General features: G+C 67.4%; 9 protein-coding genes and 1 pseudogene. 2 read left to right on the forward strand and 8 right to left on the reverse strand.

Going from position 1 to position 9238, the window contains the following annotated elements; translation table 11 throughout:
- From AC27IO_RS16755 to AC27IO_RS16785, 7 genes are all read right to left on the reverse strand, one after another.
- Positions 1-225: patatin-like phospholipase family protein (locus AC27IO_RS16755; RefSeq protein WP_498739767.1), on the reverse strand; the 225-nt coding region annotated here is incomplete at its 3' end.
- A complete protein-coding gene (locus tag AC27IO_RS16760) occupies positions 218-601 on the reverse strand; it encodes a DUF4870 family protein (protein WP_272567628.1) in 384 nt (127 codons plus the stop codon). The genes AC27IO_RS16755 and AC27IO_RS16760, both read right to left, overlap by 8 nt.
- Complete coding sequence (locus AC27IO_RS16765) at positions 598-1017, reverse strand: phosphoribosyl-ATP diphosphatase (RefSeq protein WP_284396774.1); 420 nt, start codon at positions 1015-1017, stop codon at positions 598-600. Before AC27IO_RS16765 ends, AC27IO_RS16760 begins: the two co-directional genes overlap by 4 nt.
- A gap of 11 nt (positions 1018-1028) precedes the next feature.
- Entirely contained in the window at positions 1029-1436 is a 408-nt protein-coding gene (gene hisI, locus AC27IO_RS16770; protein ID WP_487090342.1) for a phosphoribosyl-AMP cyclohydrolase, read from the reverse strand.
- Between the two features lie 104 nt (positions 1437-1540).
- Positions 1541-2143, reverse strand: coding sequence for a hypothetical protein (locus tag AC27IO_RS16775; RefSeq protein WP_498739770.1), 603 nt, complete (start codon positions 2141-2143; stop codon positions 1541-1543).
- Positions 2140-2919 carry an imidazole glycerol phosphate synthase subunit HisF gene (gene hisF / locus AC27IO_RS16780; protein ID WP_272551361.1) on the reverse strand — a complete coding sequence of 260 codons (780 nt, stop codon included), beginning with the start codon at positions 2917-2919 and terminating at the stop codon, positions 2140-2142. The genes AC27IO_RS16775 and hisF overlap by 4 nt, the downstream gene beginning before the upstream one ends.
- A 36-nt stretch (positions 2920-2955) precedes the next feature.
- On the reverse strand, positions 2956-3837 hold the full coding sequence (locus AC27IO_RS16785) for a D-hexose-6-phosphate mutarotase (RefSeq protein ID WP_284429945.1): 882 nt from the start codon (positions 3835-3837) through the stop codon (positions 2956-2958).
- A gap of 152 nt (positions 3838-3989) precedes the next feature.
- Here AC27IO_RS16785 and AC27IO_RS16790 point away from each other — a divergent pair, with 152 nt between their 5' ends.
- Positions 3990-5318 carry a dicarboxylate/amino acid:cation symporter gene (locus tag AC27IO_RS16790; RefSeq protein WP_498739772.1) on the forward strand — a complete coding sequence of 443 codons (1329 nt, stop codon included), beginning with the start codon at positions 3990-3992 and terminating at the stop codon, positions 5316-5318.
- Positions 5319-5330: 12 nt separating this feature from the next.
- Here the strand turns inward: AC27IO_RS16790 and galE are convergent.
- Positions 5331-6337, reverse strand: a pseudogene (galE, locus tag AC27IO_RS16795) (UDP-glucose 4-epimerase GalE).
- A 405-nt stretch (positions 6338-6742) separates the two neighbouring features.
- Here galE and AC27IO_RS16800 point away from each other — a divergent pair.
- A partial coding sequence (locus tag AC27IO_RS16800; protein ID WP_498739774.1) for a bifunctional glycoside hydrolase/polysaccharide deacetylase family protein occupies positions 6743-9238 on the forward strand: 2496 nt, incomplete at its 3' end.

Here is a 9238-nt window from a genome sequence, read left to right on the forward strand (position 1 = left end):
GTCGGCGCTGGCATGCCGGTGGGCCTTGGCGGCCTGCGCGAAGCCGTGGGCCAGGGCCACGGCGTTCATGGCGCCGGCGCTCGTGCCGCTGATGCCGTCGAGCGTGAAGCGCCCGTCTTCCAGCAGCGCATCGAGCACGCCCCAGGTCAGCGCGCCGTGCGAGCCGCCGCCCTGCAGGGCAAGGTTGAGCCGCCGCGGCGCTGCGGGGGCCGCTGCCTCAGGCATCGATCGCCTGGCCCTTGTTCATCGCCACCATGCCGCGCACGATGCGGTACAGGAACCAGATGGAGATCAGGCCCCAGGCGATCCAGCCCGGCGCGATGAACAGCAGCCACAGCGGCGCGGTCACCACGTAGAGCACGCCGGCCCAGAGGACGGTGCGGATGCGGTACGAGAAATGGCTGGCCTGCCAGGTGCCTTCGGCATCGCTTTTCTTGACCAGGTCGATGACCAGGGCGATGACCAGCAGCAGGGCCCCCGGCTGCGCGCCGGGGATGACGGCGCCCACGGCGACGATCAGGTGCAGGAAATAGCTGATCCAACCCACGGTCTTGAGCGATTCGGCCCGCTCGTTCGGCTCCACGTCGATGATGTCGCTCACGCGTTGGCTCCTTCGTCGTTGGCGCGGGCCAGGGCCTTGCGCAGGGATTTTTCCTCGATGCCGCTGGTGCCCTCGCGGCGCTCCAGCTCGGCCACCACGTCGGCCGGGGTCAGGCCGTAGTGCGCGAGGGCGATCATGGAATGAAACCACAGGTCGGCCACTTCGTACACCAGCTTGGATGGGTCGGCGCCATGGTCCACGTCCTTGGCGGCCATGACGACCTCGGTGGCTTCCTCGCCGATCTTCTTGAGGAAGGCGTCCGGCCCCTTGTGCAGCAGCCGCGCCACGTAGCTCTTGTCGGCATCGCCGCCGTGGGCGGGCTTGCGGCTTTCGATCACGGCGGCCAGCCGCGCGAGCGCGTCTTCGGACGGGCGGGCCTGCGGAGCAGCCGGGGCGTCGGTGAGGGGGATGGTCATGGGCATTGCCGTTATTTGTAGATGGACTCGGGGTCTTTCAAGACCGGATCGACCGCCTGCCAGGCGCCGTCCTTGAGCACGCTGAAAAAACAGCTGTGGCGGCCGGTGTGGCAGGCGATGCCCGGCTCATGGCCGAGCTGCGTCACCTTGAGCAGCACCACGTCGTTGTCGCAGTCCAGGCGGATTTCGTGCACCGTCTGCACGTGGCCCGACTCCTCGCCCTTGAACCACAGCTTGCCGCGCGAGCGGCTGAAATACACCGCGCGCCCCAGTTCGGCCGTCTTGGCCAGGGCCTCGCGGTCCATCCACGCGAACATGAGCACGTCGCCCGTGGCCGCCTCCTGCGCGATGGCGGGCACCAGGCCCTGCGCATCCCATTTCACTTCGTCGAGCCAGTTCATGGAGTCATTCTCGGTCATTTGCTGCACTGCGGGAAAGGCCTGTTTTGCTATAATTTTTATAGCATAACGCCCTAGTATTGATTGCGCCGAAGGCCATTTTCATGCAAAAAGGCATGCGGGCCTCACTGCACCGACAGGAACACCCATTTGCGGTCCCAGTTCGTGCGGCCCAGGTACTTGATGGCGAAGGCGTAGCGGCCGGGGGGCAGCGTGTCCTGCGTGAGCGTCTCCTGCTGCACCACGGCCGGGCGGCCGCCGATGCGCACGTCGGGGCTGGCGACGTGCTCGGTCTCGCTCTCCAGGTTCTGCCCGTCGAGGGCATACACCGTCACGTCGGCCTCCTCGCGGGGCTCGCCGACATGGGCACGCCCGAACGCGTTGGCGAACGTCTCCACATCGAGCGCCGCGGCACTGCCCAGGGGGCGGCGCACGGTCCAGTACACGTCTCGCACGCCACCGTCGAGGGCGCGCAGCTGCGCCCGCAGGCGTTCGAACTCCTCGCGCGTGGCGATCACCTCCACCGGCTGGCCGCCGATGGTGGCGTCGAAGCAGCGGCCGATGCGGTCGGCGCAAGGCGCGCGGTCGAAGTAGCCCGAGGCATAGGACGGCGCCGGCGTGCTGCCCGCAGAGCGCGGGCCCTGCGCGCAGCCTGCCAGCACGGCGGCGAAAAGGACCGTGCAGATCCCCGCCGCGAGGCGGGCGCGGCCCCGGGTGCGGCCCGTCACAGCCGCACCGGAATGCCCCGCTCGGCCATGCGCGCCTTCGCCTGGCCGACGGTGTATTCGCCATAGTGGAAGATGCTGGCGGCCAGCACGGCATCGGCCCCGCCCTGCTGCACGCCGTCCGCCAGGTGGTCGAGGTTGCCCACTCCGCCCGAGGCGATCACCGGCACGCTGACCGCGTCGCTCACGGCACGGGTGAGCTGCAGGTCGAAGCCGGACTTGGTGCCGTCGCGATCCATGCTGGTGAGCAGGATCTCGCCCGCGCCGCGCCGCGCCATCTCGGTGGCCCATTGCAAAACGTCCAGCCCGGTGTTCTTGCGCCCGCCGTGGCTGTACACGTCCCAGCCCTCGCCCCGCGCCTGCAGGTCCTCGCCCTGGCGGCGCTTGGCATCGATGGCCACGACGATGCACTGCGCGCCGTACTTGGCCGAGGCGGCGCTGATGACATCCGGGTTGGCGATGGCGGCGGAGTTGAAGCTCGTTTTGTCGGCGCCCGCGTTCAGCAGGCGGCGCACGTCTTCCACCGTGCGCACGCCCCCGCCCACGGTCAGCGGAATGAAGACCTGGCTGGCCACGGCTTCGATGATGTGCAGGATGAGGTCGCGCCCGTCGCTGGTGGCGGTGATGTCCAGGAAGGTCAGCTCGTCGGCGCCCTGGCCGTTGTAGCGCGCCGCGATCTCGACGGGATCGCCCGCGTCGCGCAGTTCGAGGAAGTTGACGCCCTTGACCACGCGACCGCCGGTCACGTCGAGGCAGGGAATGATGCGTTTGGCAAGCATGGGAAGTCCGAAGAAAGAAACGGGTGAAGGGGCGGCTCAGCCGGCCCCCAGGCGCTGCCAGCCCGACCAGCCGGCGCCGGGCGCCAGGTGAACGGGTTGGTCGATGCAGGCGGCTTCCACGCACACCATGTGCCGGTAGCCGTCGGGGGGCAGGTCGGCCAGCTTGGCGCACAGCGCGGCGCCGGGGTTCCAGACCACCGTGTTGCCCCAGGACGGGCTTTGCGCGAGGGTCAGCGCGTGGTCGCCCGCGTGCAGCCGAAGTGGCGCGGGCGCGGCCGAGAAGATGCAGTCGTATTCGCCGTCGAACGCCACGGGGCCCTGCTGCACCGAATGCACATCGGCCACCGAATCCCAGCGGGCGCAGCCATCGAGCCCCTCCACGCGGGTGGCGGCGATGTCGCTCACGCGGTAGTAGCCGTGCAGCGCAGCGGTGAAATCCCACGCCGTGGTGCCGGTGTTGCGCACCGACAGGTCGAGCAACAGGTGTTCGGCGGACAGCACCACCGTGAGGCGCGCCGCGAAGCCGTGGGGCCACCAGGCCCGCGTCTCGGGCGTGTCGTCCAGCGCGAACACGGCGCGGGCCACGGGGCCCTCGCTGCCGCTGTCGCCATCGGCCTCGCTGCGCTCCACCCGCCAGGGCAAGGTGCGCGCAAAGCCGTGCTTGGCCAGGGGGCCGCGCTGGTTGAACTGGGGAAAGCACACGGGAACGCCCCCGCGGATCGGCGAGTGGCCGTCCAGGGCGGCGCGCGGGCTCAGGAAGAACCGCTCGGCGCCATCGCGGCCGGTCCAGGACAGCACCTGGGCGCCCTGCAGCGCGATGGTGGCGGTCTCGCCCGTCGGCAGCGCCAGCTGCAGCGCGGGCAGGCCATGGAAGGTCACGGAGCGCGCGGAGGGGGGCACGGGCGGAGTGGCGGTCATCCGGCGATTGTAGGAGCCCGCCACGCGCCGGACAGGGGGCGCGGGGCCGGTGGCGGGGCGGCGTCCCGCATGCAGCACAATCGCGGGTTTTCCCCAAATCGGTGCATCGCCGGCTCCCCCTTTCGGGGCCCGCCGGCCGCGCCCTGTCACTCATGCAGCCCAAGAAAAGAAAGCTCCCGCCCGCGGTCGGCATCCTCGTCTCGATGGCGCTCGGCATCGTGATCGGCCACCTGATCCACGCCAACGTGCTCCAGCCGGAGGAAGCCGCGCGCATCGCGGGCTACATCTCCATCGCCTCGGACGTGTTCCTGCGCCTCATCAAGATGCTGATCGCGCCGCTGGTGTTCTCCACCCTGGTGGTGGGCATCGCCCACATGGGCGATGCGTCGTCGGTGGGCCGGGTGTTCGCCAAGGCCATGGGGTGGTTCCTCACGGCATCGCTGGTGTCGCTGCTGCTGGGCCTGGTGCTGGCCAACGTGCTGCAGCCGGGCGCGAGCATGGGGCTGGCGCTGCCGGATGCGGGGCAGTCCGCGCACCTGGCGACGTCCAAATTCACGCTCAAGGACTTCGTGAACCACCTGGTGCCGCGCTCGTTCGTGGAGGCCATGGCCAACAACGAGATCCTGCAGATCGTGGTGTTCTCGATGTTCTTCGGCATCGCCCTGGCGGGCCTGGGCGAGAAGGCCCGCACGCTGGTGCGCGGCATCGAGGAGCTGTCGCACGTGATGCTCAAGATCACCGGCTACGTGATGAAGTTCGCCCCCGTGGCGGTGCTGGCGGCCATGGCCGCCACCGTGGCGGTGAACGGCCTGGGCATCCTGCTGAAGTTCGCCGTGTTCATGGGCGACTTCTACCTGGCGCTGGTGATCCTGTGGGCCGTGCTGATCCTGGCCGGCTACCTGGCCCTGGGCCGGCGCATCATCGTGCTGCTGCGCAACATCCGCGAGGCGTTCCTGCTGTCGTTCGCCACGGCCAGCTCGGAAGCGGCCTACCCCAAGCTGCTGGACGCGCTGGACCGGTTCGGCGTGAAGCGCCGCATCTCCAGCTTCGTGATGCCGATGGGCTACTCGTTCAATCTCGACGGCTCGATGATCTATTGCACGTTCGCCACGCTGTTCATCGCGCAGGCCTACGGCATCCACCTGCCGCTGGAGACGCAGGTGACCATGCTGCTGATCCTGATGCTCACCTCCAAGGGCATGGCGGGCGTGCCGCGCGCCTCGCTGGTGGTGATCGCCGCCACGCTCAACCACTTCAACATTCCCGAGGCCGGCCTGCTGCTGATCCTCGGGGTGGACACCTTCCTCGACATGGGCCGCTCGGCGACCAACGCGGTGGGCAACTCGATCGCCGCCGCGGTGGTGGCCAAGTGGGAGGGCGCGCTGCTGTCCGAGGAAGAGGCGGCCGTGCACGCCGCCACGCTGGACACCGAACCCGATGCGCCGCGCGGCGACGGCGTCCCGGCGCAAGCGCCGGCCTGAGACCGCGGCGCGTCAGAGCGTGCGCGCCGCCCCGTCCTGCCAGCGCCAGGCGTCGGCGCACATGCGGTCCAGGCCGTGGTGGGCCTTCCAGCCGAGCAGTTGCTCGGCCAGCGCCGGGTCGGCCCAGCACTGGGCCACGTCGCCCGGCCGGCGCGCCACCACGCGGTAGGGCACCGGGCGGCCGCTCGCGCGCTCGAAGCCGCGCACCATCTCCAGCACCGACACGGGCCGCCCGTCCCCAGGTTCACGGTGAGCAGGCCGGGGTGCTCGCGCAGGTAGCGCAGCGCTGCGACGTGGCCGTCGGCCAGGTCGCACACGTGGATGTAGTCGCGCACGCCCGTGCCGTCGGGGGTGGGGTAGTCGTCGCCGTAGACGCTCAGGCTCTCGCGCATGCCGACGGCGACCTGGGCCACGTAGGGCAGCAGGTTGTTGGGCACGTCCTGCGGGTCTTCGCCGATCAGGCCGCTCTCGTGGGCGCCCACGGGGTTGAAGTAGCGCAGCCGCGCGATGCGCCACTGGCCGGGCTCGGCCGCATCCACGTCGGCCAGCACCTGCTCCATCATGAGCTTGGTCCAGCCGTAGGGGTTGGTGGCTGACAGGGGGAAATCCTCGCGGATCGGCACCGAGGCCGGTTCGCCGTACACCGTGGCCGAGGAGGAGAACACCAGCGACCGCACCCCCGCCTTCTGCATGGCCCGCAGCAGCACCACGGTGCCGGCCACGTTGTTGTCGTAGTACGCGAGCGGCTGGCGCACCGACTCGCCCACCGCCTTGAGCGCCGCGAAATGCACCACGGCCTCGATGGGGTGCTCGGCAAAGATGCGCGCCAGCAGGGCCTCGTCGCGCACGTCGCCCTCGATGCATTCGGGCGCCTTTCCCGTGATGCGGGCCAGGCGGTCCAGCACCGAGCGGCGGCTGTTTCCGAAGTTGTCCAGGATGAGATAGGGAATGCCGGCGGAGGCCAGCGCGACGCAAGTGTGGGAGCCGATGAAACCGGCCCCGCCTGTGACGAGGATCACGAAATTTCTCCTTTTTTGAAACCCAACGGCCCGCCGTGCGTACCTGTGTGGTGCCAGCCTGGAAACAGGCCTCAACCCGGCACCACAAAAAACGACAGTGCGTCAACCCTGCAACAGCGAAGCGCCCTGGTATTTAACTCCGGCGCCGCCATCGGTGTGAAATCAGGGCAAATGAAAGCTATTGTGTCGATTGTTTTTATTAATACAAAGGTGTATCCATCTCCCTTTTCCATGCCAATGTGTCTATAAGTACCAACATCCAATGGAAGCACCCTCCGCTTCCACGGCTGCCGATCCAATGATCCGAACGAGGTCACCTGCATCCGAACCGCTTCTTCTTTTGCCTTCCCACCTTTGCCTGCTGTGCCAACCAAGCTTCGACTGTTGTTTTTAAGCCTATTCCTGGTGCTGCCAGCCTGGGCGTGGGCCGCTGCGCCAGCGGTGGCGCTGCACTACGGTCCGGCTGCCCCGCTGTCGGAGCTGAAGGTGTTCGACATCGTGGTGGTCGAACCCGGCCATGGCCAGGACCCCGTGGCCTACCGCCAAAGCGGCAGCGAGTTGTATGCCTACGTCTCGGTGGCGGAGGTGCAGTCGTCCCGTCCCTACTACAGCGACATCCCCGCGGCGTGGAAGCTGGCCCGCAACGGCGCCTGGAATTCCGAGGTGATCGACCAGACGCCGGCCGACTGGCCTGAGTTCTTCGCCTCCCGTGTGGTCGGCCCGCTGTGGCAAAGCGGCTACCGCGGCTTTTTCCTGGACACGCTCGACTCGTACCGGCTCGCCAACCAGTTCGACGAGGCGGCGCAGCAGGCCGGCATCGTGCGCGTGATCGAACTGCTGCACCAGCGCTTTCCGGGCATCAAGCTCATCCTGAACCGGGGCTTCGAGATCGTGCCCCGGGTCAAGGACAAGATCCAGATGGTGGCGGCCGAGTCGCTGTACCAGGGCTGGAACGCCGGCGCCCAGCGCTACGAGCCCGTCAAGGCCGAAGACCGCGAATGGCTGCTGGGCCAGTTGCGCACGATCCGCGAACGCGACGGCCTGCCGGTGCTGGCCATTGACTACGTGCCGCCGGCCGATCGTGAACTGACCCGCGCCACGGCGCAGAAGATCAAGGACTTGGGGTTCATTCCCTGGGTGACGGACAGCCAAGTGCACACCATCGGCGTGGGGAGCATCGAGGTGGTGCCGCGCCGGGTGCTGGTGGTCTATTACGGCGGCGAAACGCCGGCACTGAATTACGCGGAGGCCCATCGTTTCCTGCAGATGCCTCTCAATCACATGGGCTACGTTGTGGACTATGCCGATGTGCGCAACGAGTTGCCCACGGGCGTTTACCAGGACCGTTATGTAGGCATCGTGACTTGGTTTTCCGGCTTTCTGCCTGAAACGCGCATCAAGGCGATGAACCAGTGGTTGCTGGGCCGGCTGGCAGATCGCACTCCCATTGCAGTGATCGGCGATTTCGGTTTCACCCTGGATCGCCAGTTCAACGAAAAGCTCGGCATTCAGAGCAATGCGGTATCTCCGCGCGGTGCTCAGAAGTCAGTGACCCAAGATCCAATGATGGGCTTTGAAACCGCCGTAGAGCCATCTCACCAAGCGCAATTCGAACGGGTGATACGTCAAGGAACTCCCGCGTTGGCCAGTCGTGCCCTGATCGAGTTCAAGGACCAGCGTGGGCAATCTGTGCTGGGCGGCGCAATCATGCCTTGGGGCGGCTTCATCATGGACCCCTTCGTATTGAAGGAAATACCAGGCACCGAGTACGCACGCTGGGTTGTCGATCCCTTCGCCTTTTTAACCCAAGCACTGCGCTTGTCGCCCATCCCAGTGCCGGACGTGACCACGGAAAATGGCCGGCGGTTATTTTTTTCGCATGTCGATGGCGATGGCTTTCCATCATTGGCCGAACTGCCGGGGAGCCCCAACGCAGGCTTGGTACTTCTCAAAGAAATATTCGAGAAATACCGTACCGTGCCGCAAACTATGTCCGTGATCGAGGCTGAGATCGCGCCATACGGCCTGCATCCAGAGATGAGCAAGGAACTGGAGGACGTCGCGCGTCGCATGTTCCGCCTGCCCCACGTCGAGATCGCCAGCCACACCTACTCGCACCCCTTCCTGTGGGACCGCAGCGTGCGCCATGGCGTGTTCGGCGACAACTCGGAAGCCGCCATGAGCCTTGACGTACCGGGTTACACCATGGACCTGAAGCGCGAGATCGTGGGCTCCAGCGAATACATCAACACCCGGCTGGCGCCCCCGGACAAGAAAGTGAAGATCCTGCTGTGGTCGGGCGACACCGCGCCCGGCGCCGAGGCGCTGGAAATCACCGAACGCGCAGGCCTGCTCAACATGAACGGCGGCGACACGTCCATCACGCGCACCAACCCCTCGCTCACCGCGGTGGGCGCGCATGGCATCCAGAAGAACGGCTACCTGCAGGTGTACGCGCCCATCACCAACGAGAACATCTACACCAACCTGTGGCGCGGCCCCTACTACGGCTACGAGCAGGTGTTGCAGAGCTTCGAGATGACGGAAACGCCCCGCCGCATCAAGCCCGTGGACATCTACTACCACGTGTACTCCACCACCAAACGCGCCGGTCTCAACGTGCTGCGCAAGGTGTACGACTGGGCGGTGGCCCAGCCGCTGCACCCGGTGTTCGCCTCGGAGTTCATCCGCAAGGTGCGCGACTTCCACACCTACGCGCTGGCGCGCGACGGCGCGGGCTGGCGCGTGCGCGGCGACGGCGAGCTGCGCACGCTGCGCCTGCCCCCCGGCTCTCGGCACGCCGATGGTGCAGGCCAGCCAGGGCGTGGCGGGCTACCGCGCCGGTGCCGAGGGCACCTACGTGCACCTGACCGGCGGCGCTGCGTGGGTGCAGACCCGTGG

Source organism: Acidovorax sp. KNOB132, from assembly GCF_057541515.1.